Annotated in this window: 17 protein-coding genes; 15 read left to right on the top strand and 2 right to left on the bottom strand. The window is 37.7% G+C overall.

Annotated elements, in window-relative coordinates; genetic code table 11:
* Positions 1-148: 148 nt before the first annotated feature.
* The 8 genes from U5921_RS00720 (at position 149) to U5921_RS00685 (ending at position 8,902) form a co-directional block, all read left to right on the top strand.
* Positions 149-718 (top strand): sigma-70 family RNA polymerase sigma factor, encoded by a 570-nt coding sequence (locus U5921_RS00720; RefSeq protein ID WP_324824626.1) that lies wholly within the window; start codon positions 149-151, stop codon positions 716-718.
* Positions 711-1,715 carry a DUF4179 domain-containing protein gene (locus U5921_RS00715; protein ID WP_324824625.1) on the top strand — a complete coding sequence of 335 codons (1,005 nt, stop codon included), beginning with the start codon at positions 711-713 and terminating at the stop codon, positions 1,713-1,715. Before U5921_RS00720 ends, U5921_RS00715 begins: the two co-directional genes overlap by 8 nt.
* Before the next feature lie 234 nt (positions 1,716-1,949).
* Entirely contained in the window at positions 1,950-3,965 is a 2,016-nt protein-coding gene (locus U5921_RS00710; protein ID WP_324824624.1) for a M13 family metallopeptidase, read from the top strand.
* Between the two features lie 18 nt (positions 3,966-3,983).
* Complete coding sequence (locus tag U5921_RS00705) at positions 3,984-4,793, top strand: AraC family transcriptional regulator (protein ID WP_324824623.1); 810 nt, start codon at positions 3,984-3,986, stop codon at positions 4,791-4,793.
* A 189-nt stretch (positions 4,794-4,982) separates the two neighbouring features.
* Entirely contained in the window at positions 4,983-5,738 is a 756-nt protein-coding gene (locus U5921_RS00700) for a nitrogenase iron protein NifH (protein ID WP_324824622.1), read from the top strand.
* On the top strand, positions 5,735-6,979 hold the full coding sequence (locus U5921_RS00695) for a nitrogenase component 1 (protein ID WP_324824621.1): 1,245 nt from the start codon (positions 5,735-5,737) through the stop codon (positions 6,977-6,979). Before U5921_RS00700 ends, U5921_RS00695 begins: the two co-directional genes overlap by 4 nt.
* A gap of 1 nt (position 6,980) precedes the next feature.
* Positions 6,981-8,216: a nitrogenase component 1 gene (locus U5921_RS00690; RefSeq protein WP_324824620.1), complete on the top strand. Its 1,236-nt coding sequence runs from the start codon at positions 6,981-6,983 to the stop codon at positions 8,214-8,216.
* 125 nt (positions 8,217-8,341) lie between these two features.
* On the top strand, positions 8,342-8,902 hold the full coding sequence (locus tag U5921_RS00685) for a uracil-DNA glycosylase (RefSeq protein WP_324824619.1): 561 nt from the start codon (positions 8,342-8,344) through the stop codon (positions 8,900-8,902).
* A gap of 54 nt (positions 8,903-8,956) precedes the next feature.
* On the opposite strand, the gene U5921_RS00680 is transcribed toward U5921_RS00685, so the two are convergent.
* Complete coding sequence (locus U5921_RS00680; RefSeq protein ID WP_324824618.1) at positions 8,957-9,796, bottom strand: alpha/beta hydrolase; 840 nt, start codon at positions 9,794-9,796, stop codon at positions 8,957-8,959.
* A gap of 140 nt (positions 9,797-9,936) precedes the next feature.
* Here U5921_RS00680 and U5921_RS00675 point away from each other — a divergent pair, with 140 nt between their 5' ends.
* From U5921_RS00675 to U5921_RS00665, 3 genes are all read left to right on the top strand, one after another.
* Positions 9,937-10,755, top strand: coding sequence for an AraC family transcriptional regulator (locus U5921_RS00675; protein WP_324824617.1), 819 nt, complete (start codon positions 9,937-9,939; stop codon positions 10,753-10,755).
* Positions 10,756-10,828: 73 nt separating this feature from the next.
* Positions 10,829-11,254 carry a DUF2000 domain-containing protein gene (locus U5921_RS00670; RefSeq protein WP_324824616.1) on the top strand — a complete coding sequence of 142 codons (426 nt, stop codon included), beginning with the start codon at positions 10,829-10,831 and terminating at the stop codon, positions 11,252-11,254.
* A 128-nt stretch (positions 11,255-11,382) separates the two neighbouring features.
* The gene (locus U5921_RS00665) at positions 11,383-12,549 is read left to right on the top strand and encodes an ATP-grasp domain-containing protein (RefSeq protein ID WP_324824615.1); all 1,167 of its coding nucleotides are present in this window, start codon (positions 11,383-11,385) and stop codon (positions 12,547-12,549) included.
* An 80-nt stretch (positions 12,550-12,629) separates the two neighbouring features.
* Here the strand turns inward: U5921_RS00665 and U5921_RS00660 are convergent, their stop codons facing one another.
* Positions 12,630-13,508: a LysR family transcriptional regulator gene (locus U5921_RS00660; RefSeq protein WP_324824614.1), complete on the bottom strand. Its 879-nt coding sequence runs from the start codon at positions 13,506-13,508 to the stop codon at positions 12,630-12,632.
* Between the two features lie 122 nt (positions 13,509-13,630).
* Here U5921_RS00660 and U5921_RS00655 point away from each other — a divergent pair, with 122 nt between their 5' ends.
* From U5921_RS00655 to U5921_RS00635, 4 genes are all read left to right on the top strand, one after another.
* Positions 13,631-14,965 carry a sodium-dependent transporter gene (locus tag U5921_RS00655; RefSeq protein WP_324824613.1) on the top strand — a complete coding sequence of 445 codons (1,335 nt, stop codon included), beginning with the start codon at positions 13,631-13,633 and terminating at the stop codon, positions 14,963-14,965.
* 231 nt (positions 14,966-15,196) lie between these two features.
* A complete protein-coding gene (locus tag U5921_RS00650; RefSeq protein ID WP_324824612.1) occupies positions 15,197-15,658 on the top strand; it encodes a metal-dependent transcriptional regulator in 462 nt (153 codons plus the stop codon).
* A gap of 246 nt (positions 15,659-15,904) precedes the next feature.
* Positions 15,905-16,834: a cysteine synthase A gene (gene cysK / locus U5921_RS00645; protein WP_324824611.1), complete on the top strand. Its 930-nt coding sequence runs from the start codon at positions 15,905-15,907 to the stop codon at positions 16,832-16,834.
* A 152-nt stretch (positions 16,835-16,986) separates the two neighbouring features.
* Positions 16,987-18,353 (top strand): IS3 family transposase gene (locus U5921_RS00635; RefSeq protein WP_417765010.1). Its coding sequence is split into 2 segments (ribosomal slippage): positions 16,987-17,464 and positions 17,464-18,353, totalling 1,368 coding nucleotides; the frame shifts between segments, so codons are not numbered across the junction.
* Positions 18,354-18,378: the final 25 nt, after the last annotated feature.

Genomic DNA, 18,378 nt, shown 5'->3' with positions numbered 1-18,378 from the left:
AGCTTTAAACAATTTGTTTAAAGTTTTTTTTGTAGAAGTGCTTACCAATGTTATTTTTGCACTTTTTTATCTATGGTTTGTCGGTTTTTTTAAAATAGATTTGAATGTAATAAATGAGACGTCTTAAAAAAGGAAAAGGGGGCCTGTCATGGAAGAGTCAGATGAAAATCTTGTAATACTTTTAGATGTAGATCCACAGCGAGGCTATACTGTATTAGTCGATCAATATCTAGGTTTTGTTTATAAGGTTGCACATAGTAAACTTTTTGGAATCTGCAGTAAGGAAGATATAGAAGAATTCGTAAGTGATATCTTTTATGAATTTTACTGCAATCGCAATAAAATTAATCTTGAAAAGGGTTCCGTTAAAGCTCTCTTAGCAGTTTTTACAAAACGAAGAGCGATCAATCTGTTTCATAAAAAAACAAAAGGGGATAAAGATATTTCTTTGTATGATGACAATTTGCAGAATCTGTTGATTGATAAGGAGAATGTAGAGGATCAGATTTTAGGGTCGGAAGCAAGAATGCAATTAATTGAGGCAGTGAAAGGTTTAGGTTATCCAGATTGCGAGATTCTCATAAGAAAGCATTATCTAGGACAGACGATGCGGGAAATCAGTGTGGACTTGGATCTAAAAAGAAAGACTGTAGAAAAGCGGTATGAGAGAGCATTGAAAAAATTGAGAAAGGTAATTGGAGGCAGAGAGAATGAATAAAAAGAATACCCCACAAGATTTTTCCAAATTTCTAAGCGCATTGGATCAATGCGATCTAAGAGAAACGGAAATGCTTTTAACTGGTATCCGTAAAGTAACGCTTTCTTCCGATGAACAAGGGGATTTAAAAGCAAAGATATTGAGGAGAGCGGGGATAGAAGATTTGAGTATACAACAGGATCAAGAGAAAGAGATAGAAGGAAAAAGGAGAATTCATAATAAAAGAAGAATTTACATGAGAAGAATGGCTGCTTGTGCTGCTGTGATAATGGTCTGCTCTACGATTGCGATTGCAGGTGCACACTTGGATGGATTACAGCGTTATTGGGGAAATGATACTAATATTTATGGTGACAGGACGCTCGAAACGGTTCAAAGTGTCCAGAATGACGATATTAAAGTAAACATCGAAGGCGTTCTTGCGGACCAGTACCAGTGTGTCTTTGTGTTAAGTGCGGAGGCTCTTACAAAAGAAGGGCAAAAAATGATAAACAAGGGTAGCGGAAAGCATATGACATTAGAGTTGGAAATAAATCCGACACCAATCGATCCTTCTATAAAAATCGGACATGGAGTTTTTCAGTATACTAATGATAATAAAAACAAAGATTACAAAGCGTATCAATGTGATTTTGAACTGAAAGATGTAGACATAACGAAGCCTGTAACTGTAAACTTCCATGGATTAACTGTGAATTTTGATATTCCGGAGCAAATACAGACTGTGACACTTTACCCTGATTCAGTGTCAGATATTGAGTCTATTGAAGTTTCACCAATCGGATATTACTATAAGGGGAGTGAGCATGCAGAGGAAATAAATTTAATTAATAGAGATAACAGCTTAGCGGACGATATGGGATATTCCGGAGCAATTGATATGAGTTATGGAAGCGGTACAATGATTATAGGAAGTTTTTCTAAATTGGTTGATTTAAATGATTATAAGGCGTTACGAATCGACGGAGTAGATTATATTGTACCGGAAGAAAATTAAAGAATAAAGTGAGCAGTTAAAAATGCGTGTAAAACAGATTACACGCATTTTTAATTTTACTTAGAGTGATTTTACGTTTCAACGGGTATGGGTTCCGAATCAATAGGAGTACTAAGTATAATGGTGAAAGAGGAATCATTTAACTATTACGGAATAATAAGCAATGATATGGCGTATAAAAGTCGGAAACAGCATATACTATTTAGAATCTGAAATAGGTAAAGGAGAGCTAAGGTGAAAAGGAAGCAGGGAGTCGTACTAATATTCGTCCTAGTTGTTGTTTTTATGGTCACAGGGATAAATTTGCGGCAATTTTTTTTTCATGGTAAAGTAAAAGTAGATGAAAATGTGATACGTTTAGAAGATGATTACTATGAATATATCAACCACGATATTCTGAAGGAGAAAGAAGTACCAAGGGATTCGGATAGCTGGAGTTATTTCTATCAATTAGAGAGGAATTCTTATGAAATACTTAATAAGGTACTCAAAGAGATTGTTCAGCAAAGAGAAACGCTTTCACAAGATTCTTCAGAGCAAAAAATTGCGGCGCTATATCTGAGTGCATTGGATATGAGGGGAAGAAAAAATGGCGGTTTTGGAAAATTAAAGCCTTATTTAGAACGTATCCGCAATGCTTCGGACATACCGTCTTATTTAGGAGCGATTGCAACAATTTATTCTGATATTGGGTATTGCAGTCTGATTGGACTGCAGTGGAGTGAAGATATGGAGGATTCCAGCAGATATGCCTGTTATATTAAGAGTTCCGATTTGGGGCTCGGAAAGGAAAACTTAGAGGACGAAACGCAGACAGAGCTGCGAATCAAATACCAAAATTATATTAAAAATATCATGTTAGAATTCGGTTTTGATGAAAAAAGTGCCTCTCAGTCGGCGAAGGAAATTCTCGATTTCCAGCGAGACCTAGCGGCTAGTTCACTTTCTCTTTCCGAATATAATGATCCGGATAAAATATATAATTTGTACTCAAAAAAAGAATTGTGTGACTTATTTACGAATGCAGATATGGAACCATTTTTTAATGTATCCGGGCTGGGCGATTTAGACCACTATATTGTAGCAGAAGAAAAGCTGATAAAAAAAGTAAATGAGTATTGTACAGAAGATCACTTATCCCTTTTAAAAAATTACTCTACTTTTTGCCTGATTCATGATTTTGCATTTTGTTTGACCCCTGAAATCAGAGACTCTTGGTTGCTGTGGACAAATGAAAAGTCTGGAATTGCAGAGAAAAAGACGGATGAAGCACTGGCAAGTGAAATGGTACAGAATATATTACGATTTGAATTTGGGAAACGATATGTAGAAAAATGTTTTTCAGAAGAAGATAAGCTCGCAATAGAGGATATGGTACATAAAATTCTTAATGAATATAAAACACAAATTCAAAGGTTGGACTGGATGGGAGAGACTACAAAAAAAGCAGCAATCAAAAAGCTGGACTGTATGAATTTAAAGATCGGATACCCAGACACTTGGCCAAATGAGTATATGCATGCAGAGGTCTTATCGCCGGAAAACGGCGGGCTTTTGATTGACAATGTAATTTCCTTGTATCAAAGCAGCTTTGTGGCCAATTCTGAAAAAGTACGCCGGCCGGTGGATAAAGGTGAGTGGTCAATGGCACCGCAGAGGGTAAATGCTTACTATAATCCTGCCAGAAATGAAATTGTTTTTCCGGCAGCCATTATCCAGAAACCGTTTTATGATCTCAATGCAGATTTTTCCACAAACCTGGGCGGAATTGGAATGATTATTGCGCATGAAATCAGTCATGCTTTTGATTCTGCTGGTTCGCTTTATGATGAAGATGGGAATTATAATATATGGTGGACGAAACAGGATAAAGATTATTTCAGAGAACGTTCCAAACGGGTTGTGGCTTATTACAATACACAGGAAGGCTTTCAAGGGCGCAAGGTAAATGGAGAACAGACATTGGATGAAAACATTGCCGATCTTGGTGCTTTAAATTGTATTACATCAATTGTTGACAACCATGCAGGTAATCTTCGAAAATTATTTGAGCAATATGCTCAAATATGGGCGTTTAAATATACAGATGAAGCAATGATCCAACGTTTAAATATGGATGTACATTCACCTGCAAAGGTTCGAGTTAATGCCGCCATTTGTTCTACGGATGCGTTTTATACCGCATACCCTGAAATAAGACAAGGAGATAAAATGTACGTATCACCGGAAAAGCGTGTTAAGATATGGTAACGATAAGGAGAAAAAATAATGGAAATAGAATTAAGTCAACTGGTAGCACATTTAGCAGAGACCCTTTTTCGAGTAAAAGGCGTTTATCGGTATACAATTGATTCTGGAAACTCAGGGAATCAAAAAAGTGCGCCTTATCCGGGGTTTATCTTTCCTGTTTCCGGTAAGGCACAATACCAGTTCAACGGAACACCTTATTTGGGATACTTTGGAAATGTTCTTCATGGCGGAGCAGATATGTATATGGATAAAAGGGTCATTGGAGAAAAGAAATGGGAATTTATAAGTGTATTATATGAAGTAGTGGAAGAGCCGGATGGTTTGCGGCTCGCTGATCTGCATTTTGAATTGGAAGTAGGAGAAAACACACGTTTGAAAGAGTTTCTTTTCAGTCTGTGGAATACCTATAATAAGCCGGGAGGGTTTTCTGCTTTTCAAGTTGAAGTTTTATTTCGGCAGATACTGGAAGAAGTTTTTATTCTTTCCCACAATAAGACAAACAACGGTGCACAGGTTTTATTTGAGAATGCATCTTCCTATATTCATACACATTACATGGATGCATTTAATATTCAGGAATTAGCCAGCCGAAATGGTGTAAATGCAAATCGGCTATTCTACGTTTTTCAAAAATATGCGGGTATGGGGCCGGCAGATTACTTAATTGGATATCGCTTGAACCGTGCAAAGGAGCTGATTGTTACAACGGAATTGCCTGTCGGAGAGGTTGCAAGGAGTGTAGGATATGAGGATGCACTTTATTTCAGCCGTGTTTTTAAAAAGCGATTTGGAATTTCTCCAAGCAAGGTTCGGCAATCGAATTATTAAATTATATTTCAGAAATACTCCATATTCATTTCAGGATCATTCCATTCCAAAGCGAAAAAACTCTTGCTATACTTAATCTAAAGTTAGAAATATCTAACTGATTTGTATGATTGCTATTTTTATAAGAACAGGGAATATCGCTAAAAGCGGTATTTTGTTATATAAAAGTAGATAAGAGAGGGAGTTTATATGAGAAAAATTGCGATATACGGCAAAGGAGGAATTGGGAAGTCCACTACGGTATCTAATGTTTCCGCTGCAATGGCTGAATCAGGGCTTACTGTTTTACAAATTGGATGCGACCCTAAGGCGGACTCTACCAGAAATCTGACAGAAGGGCGTAATATTCCTACTGTTTTGGACACACTTCGGAAAAAAGGAGAAGTCGAGCTGGAAGATTTAGTTGTCAAAAGCAGTACCGGCGTTTTTTGCGTGGAATCAGGCGGGCCTGTACCGGGAGTTGGATGTGCGGGAAGAGGTATTATTACCGCTTTTGAAAAATTAGAGGAATTAAATGCCTACGAAACTTACAATCCTGATGTCGTGCTGTACGACGTACTTGGTGATGTTGTATGCGGGGGATTTTCCATGCCGATTCGTGGAGGATATGCCGATGAAGTCTGCATTGTAACATCAGGAGAGATGATGTCCCTTTATGCGGCTTCTAACATTGCGAGCGCGGTAAATAGTTTTGCAAAGCGAGGCTATGCAGCTTTAAGAGGATTGATCCTAAATGGAAAAAATATTGAAAAAGAGTTGGAACTGGTCGAAAAAGCGGCGTTGGAAATCGGCACTGATATTCTATACCGCATACCTCGCGACCCGCAGGTTCAACTAGCGGAGCAGCAGGGAAAAACCGTTGTTGAAGCATTTCCTGAAAGTGATATGGCGAAGCATTATCGTTCTCTTGCAAGTCTGCTTTTGCGTGGAGGGATTAGCGTATGATTGAATTGAAACATCTGAAGTGCCTCTCCAAAGTGCAGTCTAACAGTGGAATTGGGTTTTTAACACCAGCAGCCTATCCTGGAAAACACTGCCCGATGCACACGGCGCTTGCGCTCGGTGCGAGAATAAAAGGAATGTCAACTTTAGTAATCGGAACTTCCGAGTGCGCTACCTACAGCAGAAATATGATTTTGAATGAAGAAGTCAGCAGACATGCCCTTCACTACAGTTATGTTTTGGATGCGAATGAAGTCGTATTTGGATTTCGGGAAGGACTGATGAAAGCACTGCTGCAGATGGAGCAAGAAGGTGCAAACGCAGTATTGGTTATTACGACCTGTGTTCCGGAAGTCATTGGAGAGGATATAGAAGGGATACTATGGGAACTGCGTTCGAAAATTTCTATGAAAGTAATTCACGTTGCTATGGGGCATTTCAAAGGAAACAGTTACCCATCCGGATACTGGAAAACTTTAGTTTCATTTGGAGAATTGATGGAGCCCGTGAAAGAGAAGAGTAATACCATAAATGTACTTGGGCGTTCGCCGGATCAGGAAGATGCAGAGCCAATCCTTCTCACTGCTTTGAGGGAAGCAGGGTTTCAGCTTCGAATGCTGGCACCGAAATCTGATTTACAGGATTTTATAGCGGCGCCGGATGCAAAGCTGAATTTGGTACTGTCACCGTTCATGAATCCATTAGCGGAATGGATGCACAAGCATCATAATGTTCCTTTTATCAGTCTTCATGGAGCATATAAGGTGTCTGAGATTGAATGTGTGTATCTACAAATCTGTGAATTATTAAATATAGAATGGGAAGAGAGCTTTGAGGAAGGGAAAAAAGAAGCAGAGTTGCTGGAGAAGAAAGCAGAAGCATTTCAAGGCATGGATTATGCAATCACACAAATGGGTGCAATAGATCCGCTGCCGCTTGCTTTGTATTTTGCAGATTTTCAAATGCGTCCCATTCTAATACACGTAGAAGAGTTTTATCCGGAAGATAAGAATTGGAGAGATAAGATTGTTGAAAAAGGATATGACCCTGTTATTTGCCACATGGTAAATGATCGAGACGATCGTGCCGTTTTAGAATATTTGTGTCCTGATTTTTATATAGGAGAGCTTGAATTGTCTAAAATACTTGGAATCTCACTGGTTCAGGACTTATATGGAAAATGTGGTTATGAACGGACAGCCTTACTGCTTCGCAGGATGTTGTCTGCTTATGGAGGTGAATAGAATGGGACTATATCAATGCCGTCCTCCGATGTCGGGAAGAATGGGGACTTTATGGACGTTGGCATCGATTCGAGATGCTGCTTTGATTGAATATGGATGTATGGGTCATATGATGTATGGACGTGTTTTTTTGAACCGCGCCGGCGTCACCGGAGGATGTAAACTGTACTCGACACATCTGAATGAGACGGATATCTCTCTTGGCAATCTTCAGCGATTAAATCGAACGGTAAAGCACGTGATAGAAAAAGATCAGGTAAAGACTGTTTTTTTACTGCCTTCTTCAGTACCTAATATTACAGGAATTGATTTAGAGGCAGCATGTGAGGAACTTAGGCTTCAATATCCGGGTATCAATTTGATTGCTTTCGGTGCAGGGGGGTTTGATGTTTATGGAAGCCGAGGTGTTGAAGCAGCATTGCTTCATCTTGCTAAAAATATTTCAAAGCCTTGTGAGATGGATAAAAAACCTCATTTTAATTTAATTGGTTCCTGTGCGGATCTATTCCGATTTCAAGCTGACAAAGCAGAGTTGGTGCGTATTTTAAAGGGAGCTTTGAATATGGATCCCATTTGCATTATGACTTCTGATACAACGGTAGATGAAATACAAAAAATGAGTGGCGCACAGATCAATCTTGTAATACGAGCGGAGGGAGAGAGCGCCGCTAAGTACCTGCAAAACACACACGGTACGCCGTATTTGCTTGGACGTCCTTATGGCATTAAAGAGGTTACAAAGTGGGTTGAACGCATTGCGGAAATCTGTAAATTACAAGTGAATCAAGCATTTGTTAGAGAAGAGGAAAGTAAGACTCGAGAGCAAATAGAGCCTTCAAGGCAAATTTTTCAACACATCACACACATGCATCCGGAATGTGCAAAACTGTCACTGGGAGGACATCCGGATGTGGTAAAAGGAATTTTATCTTTTGGAATGGACGAGTTTTCGTTTTTAAAGGGCGAATGCTGGTCTACGCTTCCCAATGTGACGGATTGCGAAATTCCTTATTACAGTGAAGAAAAATGGATGGAAGCAGTTAAGAATCATAAGAAAGGGTATTTAATGACAAGCGGAGAAGCACTTGCTTTAGCAGGGCGCAGTTTGGATATGCAAATTGCAAATCCTGATGTAAAATGGAGAATTCATCCTTATGATCCGCCGCTGGTCGGTTATCGAGGAGCTGCACAGCTTGTAAATCTGTGGTTGAACGAAGATCCTGAAAAAGAAAAATAAGCGCCAATTTAATGAAGCATTGTTTGATTTCAAGTCAAAAAGGAATATAATGATAATCAATTAGACGGAATGTATTGAACAGAAAAAATAGGAACGAGTTTTTTTAGACAGACAGGTGGACGGCAATGTATGAGTTAAATGAACTGGAAACGATTGTGAAAAAATGTCACGGATGTCCGTTATTTAAGACAAGGACAAATGTGGTTTTTGGAGAAGGAAAAGAAGAAAATCAAATTATGTTTATTGGTGAAGGACCCGGATATCATGAGGACCAAACCGGAAGACCTTTTGTAGGCAGAGCGGGTGAGTTGTTTGACAGAATGCTGGACGCCGTTGATTTGACGAGAGAAGAGGTATATATAGCAAATATTGTAAAGTGCAGACCTCCTAATAACAGAAATCCTTTTGAAGAAGAGTGCAGAAGCTGCATCGAATTTTTAAGATGGCAGGTGAAGATAATAAATCCTGATATTCTCGTATGTTTAGGATCGGTATCTGCTAGAAATATCCTCCAAAGCGACTTTAAAATTACCAAAAATAGAGGGGTATGGTATAAAAAAGGGAAATTTAATATAATCGCAACGTACCATCCGGCAGCGATTTTGCGTGATGAAAAGAAGAAAAAAGCGGCTTGGGAAGATTTTAAGTCCATTCGAAATCTCTATGATAGCATGAAGAATAAATAGCCATGACATAAGAGTGCTCTTATGTCATGGTTATTGTATATAGGAAATATCTTTTTATTTTTTTACGGCATTATTTGAATAAGTATCTAAGATGTGGCGAAAACTCCATGTAATGCTTCCTATATGGGTGCTTGTATCGGAAGGAATTTCCGCAGTATCCGCTTCGTGGAATTCACAATTATTTAGAAATTTTATCATTTCTCTTGCAGCAGAATAAGGAACCATTTCGTCCTCTTTTGCATGATAGAAGTATACAGGAGCTTTTATTTGAGAGAGTTCAAGATTCCAAGGAAGGATTTGAAGTCTGCTTTCCTGAGCCATTCCAAAGCAACGCTGTGCAAGGATTTCTCTCAAAGTGTTTATGATATAGCTGATATTTGTATCTTTAAATTGGTGAAGTGCGGCTTCCATTTGTTTTACATAATCTTTTTGAAGGTTCCCTTGTGTTTGATGAATAAAGCCGTAATAAGCCTCTTGATCTTCTAATCGATAATGGTGCAGAATCTTTGATTCATACACTGCGGGAACTCCACCTAAAATAAACACTTTGTTTATTTTATTCGGTGCTGCTAACGCGGTAGCATATGCATAGGGAGCGCCGGCTGAGCAGCCGATTACATCTGCCGAAGAAACGTTTAATTTTTGAAGAAGAGATTGGACAAGAGGTGTCCAGTCTCTTACCGACTCCATATGAACCGCAGAGGAATCTCCGTAGCCAGGACGTTCAACAGCAACGCAGCGGACATTCGAGCGTTCAATGGCATTGATCCACTCTTCACCTAGCCAAGAACCGCCCACAAGACCGTGCAGCAAAAGAATCGTATGCTCTCCATTCCCGTAGATGCGATAATACAGCTTGCTTAGATCAGATTGTTCGATATAGTATTTTTCCATAATAAATATCCTCCATGCTATAGTTAGCTATAGCTAACTATAGCATAGTATATTATTATTTGCAAGAGCAATATCGTACAATCATCTTGCCTAGTTTTGTGATAAAGTAAAAAATAAGCAGTTTGAAAGGAGTCAGTACGTTGGTAAAAGAAATAAGAACTGTGAAATACGATGCAGAATTAAAAATAGAGGCTTATCATTTTCAAGGGATTATGCAGAAGTTTCCCAATCATTTTCACGATTATTATGTCATTGGATTTATTGAAAGCGGTTATCGGTATTTGTCATGTAAAAATAAGGAGTATACGATTGAACCTGGAGACCTGACCTTATTTAATCCCGGAGATAATCATGCGTGTGAACAGATTGACGGAAAAACGCTGGATTATCGCTGCGTAAACATTCGTCCAGAGGTGATGCGTGATGCCGTTTTTGATATTACCGGAAAAAATTATTTACCTTATTTTGAGACTCCTGTTATTTTTCGCAGTGAACTGGCAAGCTCTTTGAGAGAATTGCATTTGATGCTTTTACAGGAAGAGAAGGGGTTTCACAAGGAGGAAGTGTTTTTCTTCCTTTTGGAGCAGCTTATAGAAGAATTTGCAGAGCAGGATACGGTACTGTTTCAGACAGAAGAAAGCACAGAAGTCAGAGCCGTTTGCGAGTTCTTAGAGGAAAACTATATGAAAAATATTACCCTCAATGACTTGAGTGACTTGATCGGTTTAAGTAAATATTATCTGCTGCGTACCTTTACCAAACAAAGAGGAATTTCACCGTATAGTTATCTGGAGACCATACGCATTGACAAAGCAAAGAAGATGCTGGAAGAAGGGATTTCTCCGTTAGAAGCTGCTTTGCAGACGGGTTTTAGCGATCAAAGTCATTTTTCGAGATTTTTCAAGAAATTCATTGGATTGACGCCAAAACAATATCAAAATATATTTAAGAATTTTTAAAAAGAAATGAAGTGCAGGAAGGTCTTTTTAGGAACGAAAAAGAGTTTAAAAAAAGAAAGAGGAGAAACGACAGATGGGTCAAAATAAAGAAAAATGCGTTATGGTATTTGATTCTGATTTACCAATTGGAATTATTGCAAATACATCGGCGATACTGGGTGTTACATTGGGTAAAAAAATCCCACATATCGTTGGGGAGGATATCACCGATGCAGAAAGGAAAACGCATCTGGGGATTGTAACGATACCAATTGCAATGCTTAAGGGAAATAAAGAACTTTTAAAAAGTATGAGGAAAAAGTTATACGATTCTGAATTTGAGGACTTGATCGTGGTTGATTTTTCTAATGTGGCACAATGTTGTAACATTTACAGCGAATATGAAAACAAAGCTGCACGTACGCCGCAGGAAGAATATGAATATTTAGGTATTGCGATTTACGGTGATAAAAAAAAGGTAAATAAGCTGACCGGTTCTATGCCGCTTTTAAGAGAATAGAGAAATAAAGTATAAATGGATTTCATGTCTGATTTTGCATACAGAATTCCGATTATAGGTTTTCACAGAACAAAAAATGGAATATAATATCATAAAAAATAAATTCCTATTTTTGAAAGGAGTTATATATGCTGATATTGGATAAGCCTTATGCTTCAGATTTTTTGAAGAAAACGGCTGAAGATAGGAAGATACCTATTTTAGATAATGGAGGTATCTGTAATTTAGTGCAGAATCAAAATTTGAATTTGCTTTCTGAGAATGACTTTTTCTGCATGGCAAAGGAACAAAACCCTTTGAAGCTCTATTGTAATTCAGAGAATTCCATCAATAAGATTTCAGAGAATTTATTGGATACGAAGATTCCTGGCTATATCCATTTTTGTAAGGATAAAATAAAATTCAGAGAGAAGATAAAGCCTCTGTATCCAGACTTTTATTTTCGTGAGGTTGCTTTTGAGGATATTAAAAGCCTCGATGTTACCTGCCTGAAAAAGCCTTTCATTATAAAACCTGCGGTTGGCTTTTTCAGTATTGGTGTTTACAAAGTAGAAAGCGACAAAGATTGGGAAAAAGTGGTCGATTGCTTGATTCGTGATGTTCAGTCGGCTGAGGGACTGTATCCGAATGAGGTGATGGATTCCTCTAAATTTATTATCGAAGAGTGTATTGACGGTGAGGAATTTGCGATCGATGCATATTATGATGCAAAGGGAATGCCGGTTATTTTAGATATTCTCAAGCATCCGTTTTCGTCGAGTACGGATGTAAGTGACCGCGTATATTATACGTCGAAGGAAATCATTCTTACATATTTGAAAACCTTTGAGAATATATTAAAAAATATTGGAGATCTTGCTGAATTTCAAAATTTTCCTGTCCATGTGGAGGTGCGTATCGATCAAAATCAAACAGTGCTTCCGATTGAATTTAACCCGATGCGATTTGCAGGATGGTGCGTTACTGATATCGCCTATTTTGCTTATGGGATCAACGTCTATGAATACTTTTTTGCAGATAAAAAGCCGGATTGGGAGAAAATTTTAAACAAGAAAGACGAAAGGGTGTACAGCCTTGTTTTGGTTGATGTTCCAAAAAGATTGCAAGGAAAATCCATAAAATCGTTTGATTATAAAGGGGTATCTTCTAAATTTAGGAAGGTACTTGAAATGAGGGAAATTGATTTTCATGAATATCCGGTGTTTGCCTTTTTATATATTGAGACAAAGGCTGATCTAATGGAGCTGAAAGAAGCATTGAACATGGATTTTTCCGAATTTATATCCATGGCTTAAACGATAAAAAATTGATAAAAAAAACCGCTTATCCAGGTGCTCTTCTTATAAAAGGGACAAGATGAGCGGCCTTTTTATTGTTAGAAGCGAATAAATTGAATCAGTGCTTTCATAGCTGGTGTCAGCGCTTTTCCTCTATGGCATAAAAGCTGTTCCCAAACCGTGACCGGAAAATGAAGGCTGGGAATGGGGCGTATCCATTTTTGCATCAACTCTTTTTTTACAACGAATTCGGGAATAAAACCGATACCGTGAGAATTTAAAATCAACTCTTTTATTACTTGAACATTTCCGATTTCATAGGTTGGGACTAAGAATTCATTCAGTTCAGACAGGGTGTATTCCAAATCCTTTCGATAGCTGATGTTTTCCTCTGTAAGATAAACCGGATACTGCTTTATATCAGAAATACTTACTTCATTTTTATCCGCTAAGGGATGTTTAGAAGAAAAATAAAAATTAATGTTTACAGGTGCTTCCTTTAATATAATAAAATCGGGACGTTGTATTTTGGTATCTAAAGTACAGACTATATCGACTTCATTGTGTGAAAGAAAATTAAAAATATCTGAGGTAATCCCGGTTTTTATAATGATTTTTACATTAGGGTAAGCTTGTTGAAATTCGGACAGGAGGTTTGGAAATAGGGAAGTACAGATCGAATCCGCCATTGCAATTCGAACAGTGCCGCTTACATCCGTATTTTCCCCATCTAAATTTGAATAGAGTTCTTCTGTTAGAATCTGTATATTTTGTGTATATTGAAAAAATAGAACACCGTCCGATGTAAGTGAAATTTTGTGCCCAATGCGGTCAAAAAGCAAATGACCCAGCTCTTTCTCAAGATTGGAGATCTGAGTAGAAACGGCTGATTGTGAATAACCCAATTCGGATGCTGCGAGTGAAAAACTTTTTAATTCAGCTACTTTTATAAAAGTCTGTATATTTTTAAAATCCATCTTATTCCTTTCGTATCAAAAATATTGATAATATCATCTATATTATCAATTATATTTATCTTTACTGCTATGATATAGTAATGGATGCAGATGTGCAATATTAAAATATTCAGAGGTGGATTATGAAACAGAAGAAACAAGTAGAAGCAGCTGGAAACGGAACTTTTGGAAGCAAGTGGGGTTTTGTACTTGCATGTGTCGGTTCAGCGGTAGGATTAGGAAATATATGGCTCTTCCCGTATCGGCTTGGTCAATATGGGGGAGCGGCATTTTTAATTCCGTATCTGCTTTTTATTTTTTTATTTGGATACGTTGGCCTGTCAGCAGAGTTTGGAATTGGAAGGATGGCTCGAACGGGAACCTTAGGGGCATATGAGACTTGCTGGAAGGATGCAAAATTTCCGGGCGGTGGAAAATTAGGATGGATTCCTTTAATCGGTTCTCTTGGAATTGCGACTGGCTATGCAATTATAATTGGGTGGGTGCTACGTTCGTTATTTGGTTCTTTGTCAGGAGATTTATTTCAGATGCAGAGCGGAGCGTATTTTTCGCAGGCTACAGGGAACTTCGGAAGTATTTTTTGGCATATAATTATTCTAAGTATTGCGTTGCTTATTTTATTTACGGATTCGGTAGTGAGAATTGAACGTGTCAGCAAAATACTGATGCCGGTGTTTTTTCTGCTCTTTACTTTCTTAGCGGTTAGGGTGTTTTTTTTACAGGGAGCATTGGAAGGGTACCGATTTTTATTTATTCCGAAGTGGGAGTCCTTATTGCAGCTTGAAACGTGGGTTATGGCAATGGGGCAGGCCTTTTTCACGCTATCCATTACTGGATCGGGTATGATTGTTTACGGAGCTTACCTTGATAGAAAAGAAGATATAGTAAAGGCTTCACTGCAGACTTCGGTATTTGATACATTAGCAGCTTTACTGTCAGCCCTTGCAATTATGCCGGCTGTTTTTGCGTTCGGGATTCAGCCGACCGCTGGTCCTTCTTTAATGTTTTTAGTAATACCAGATATTTTCAGACAGATTGCGTTCGGAAGAGTGTTTGCCTGCATCTTCTTTTTCTCCGTGCTTCTGGCTGGAATCACTTCACTAATCAACATGTTTGAAGCAGTTATTGAGAGCTTGCAGCATAAGCATAAGATATCAAGAAAGACAGCGGCCTTTATCAGTGTAGCCCTATCTTTTGTGATTGGTGTATTTTTAGAAAATGAAGTAAACGTCGGAAAGTTTATGGACTTTATTACTATCCTAGTCGTCCCGTTTGGTGCGGTTTTCGGTGCAGTATCTATTTATTATATCTTAGGTATGAATAAAATTGAGGATGAATTGAACTGCGGGAGAACAAAGAAATTACCAAAACACTATGCAGTGGTTGCAAAGTACGTTTACGTACCAATCACAATTCTGATTTTCATTTTAGGGATCATCTATAAAGGAATTGGCTGAGTCCAAGCAAAATACGATTAAAGACACTGAGAAAATTCGAGATTGGGAATAAAATTTCTTTTGAATGGAACAGGGTATCTATATAGAAAGCAGAGAAATAAATTTCTCTGCTTTCTATATTAAAATGCTGGAAATACCAAAGGATATTGACAGAATACAAAATTCGTGATAAACTTAGTTAGCATACGCTAACTAAGTTGTTGGGTGCATTTGGGATTGGAGGTACGTTGAGTGTTTCATCTTACATTTTCCATGCAAAATTATATTCGGACAATTCATGAATTATCTTATGGTAATATGGGGATTCGTGTGTCAGATATTGCGGAAACGCTTGATATTTCGAAAGCAAGTGTTTGTGTGGCAATGAGAAATTTAGAAAAAAGCGGGCTTGTGGACAGGGATGAGAATCGGCTGGTATATCTTACCGATGAAGGCTTGCAGCAGGCAGTGTTAATTGTAGACAAGTTAAATATTATAAAATGCTTCTTAATTGAAAAACTTCATATTAATGAAGCGACAGCAGAGCAGGATGCTTTTGAAATGGAGAATGTAGTGAGCCACGAAACGCTTTGCTCCATGTGCAGAAAATTAAACTATGCATCGAGGAAGTATGGCTGTAAAGGAAAATGCTGTGTACATGCGGAGAACTGTTCGAAAGAGAATTGTTCGAAAGAGGATTGTAAAGAAGGATAATAAGAAAGATCATTACTTTTGATTTGAAGATACCTGCTTAGAAAAAGCAGGTATTTTTTCGCCGGACAACAAGATTGACTTGCAATTATTTTCTTATAAAAAAGAATCTTCGTTTCAGCGGATTTTGTATTATAATAGAATTGATTCGATTAGAAAAAATATAAATAGAAATAGTCGGAAAAGGAACCAATTTTGGTTTTTTATATAAAATAGAACGATATAGAAATCGCGGAAAGAGGTAGTAATATGATACACGATAATATTCTTGATGCTGTTGGCCATACGCCAATGATTCGGCTGATGCATATGCCTGATCCTGACGGCGCAGATGTGCTTGTTAAATTTGAAGGTCTAAATGTGGGCGGTTCAATTAAAACAAGAACAGCGTATAATATGATTCTGACAGCGGAGCGTCAAGGATTTATTAAAGAGGACACGATTATTGTGGAACCGACCAGTGGCAATCAAGGAATTGGTCTTGCACTGATTGGTGCAGTAAAAGGTTATCGAACAATTATTATAATGCCGGATTCAGTTAGCGAAGAACGTAGAAAGCTTGTTAAGCACTATGGTGCAGAGGTGATTTTAATTCATGATGCGGGTGACATCGGAGCTTGCATTGAAGAATGCTTGGCTACGGCTTTGAAAATGCAAAAAGAAAACCCAAAAGTATTTGTTCCTCAGCAGTTCGAGAATCCGGCGAATCCTATGGTTCACAAATATCAGACTGGTATAGAGATTCTAGAGCAGGTAGAAGGTCCCATCCATGGATTTTGTTCGGGAGTAGGGACTGGAGGTACGATTTCAGGTATTGGAGAAGTGTTAAAAGCACAGAATCCGGAAATTGAAATTTGGGCAGTAGAGCCGGAAAATGCAGCAATTCTGGCAGGAGGAACGGTTGGTACTCATCTGCAAATGGGTATTGGTGACGGTGTGATTCCGAAAAACTTGAATCAGAGCATCTATGACCACCTATATATGGTTTCAGATTTTGAAGCAATTCAGACATCGAAAGATTTGGCTAAAAAGGAAGGTCTTATGTGCGGGATTTCCAGTGGAACTAACGTAGCGGCAGCACTCACTTTAGCTAAGAAATTGGGTAAGGGGAAAACAGTGGTTACGGTACTACCGGATACAGCAGAGCGGTATTTTAGCACACCTTTATTTGAAGAATAATCAGTTAAAATTTTAAGTTTTAACGGTGGCAGGGAAGAGGCTTGTAAGAAATGAGCAACAAAAATGGAAGGTAAAGTAAAACAATACCACCTGAAATGAAGTGCACTCCAAATGTTAGACATTAAAATCTAATTTTTGGAGGTGCATTATTTATGTCTAGAAGAAGGAAGTTCTCTGATGAGGATCGCATGAAAGCAGTAACCATGGTTATTGAGCAACATCTGTCAAAGAAAGAAGTAGCACTACTATATAATACAGATGTATCTGTCATTAAAAGGTGGGTTAGCTATTATGAAGCCTTAGGAATTGAAGGAATTGTTTCAAAAGCCCAATATTATGATGGAAATTTTAAGGTTAAGGTTATAGAATATATGCATGAAAACGGTCTTTCAATAAGACAAACAGCTAGAAAGTTCAACATCCCGCAACATCCTACTGTTAGCAAATGGGAACGTATATATTACGAGGAGGGACCTGCTGCTCTTAGCCAAGAGCGTAGAGGTCGTTGTAAAAACATGGATACTAAAAAACAAGCAAAACCAAAACAGATGAATGAGCAGACAAAAGAAGATCTTATTGCAGAAGTTCAGCGTTTACGTATGGAGAATGATTACCTAAAAAAATTAAATGCCTTAGTTCAGGAAAGAATTGCCCGAGAGAATGGGAAATAGCTACCGTCATTGATGAATTAAGGCGGATACACAAATTGACGGATTTGTTGACATTCGCAAAAATGCCAAGGAGTACATTTTACTATTATCTAAAGCGTATGAAACAACAGAACAAATATGCTGAGGTAGAAGAATGTATTAAGCGAATTTTTCATGATAATAAAGGAAGATACGGTTACCGACGAATTACACTTGAGATGAAAAATCAAGGGTATAACATTAATCATAAAACAGTTTTAAAACTAATGAATAGAAATGGTATTAAATGTAAAATAAGAAAAGTAAAATATCGCTCCTACAAAGGTGAAGTTGGAGAAGTAGCACCAAACCTTCTACAGCGAAACTTTAAAGCTAATAAGCCAAATCAAAAGTGGGTAACAGATGTAACAGAATTTTCGTTACATGGAGAGAAAGTATATTTATCACCAATTCTAGATTTATACAATGGTGAAATCATTAGTTACAACATATCTAGAAGCCCTAATTTTAGTCAAACAATGGATATGCTAGATAAAGCGTTTAAAAAAATACCTAATAATATAGACCTTCTTCTGCATTCTGACCAAGGTTGGCAATATCAGATGAAAAAATATCAATTTAGATTAAAAGAAAAAGGCATTAAGCAAAGTATGTCCAGAAAAGGAAATTGTCTGGATAATTCAGTCATGGAGAATTTCTTTGGCATATTAAAGACAGAAATGTTTTACAAACATAAATTTGAAAGCACAGAACATTTTATTTTAGAGCTTGAAAGTTACATATACTATTACAATAACAGACGGATTAAAAGTAAATTAAAAGGACTAAGTCCTGTACAGTACAGGATTCAGTCCCTAAAGATTGCATAATAAACTGTCTAACATTTGGGGTTCA

The organism is Sinanaerobacter sp. ZZT-01 (assembly GCF_035621135.1).
In the GTDB taxonomy this organism is placed as follows: Bacteria; Bacillota; Clostridia; order Peptostreptococcales; family Anaerovoracaceae; genus IOR16.
Note: the sequence above shows the minus strand (reverse complement) of the source record. Positions and strands in the feature narration are given on the sequence as shown.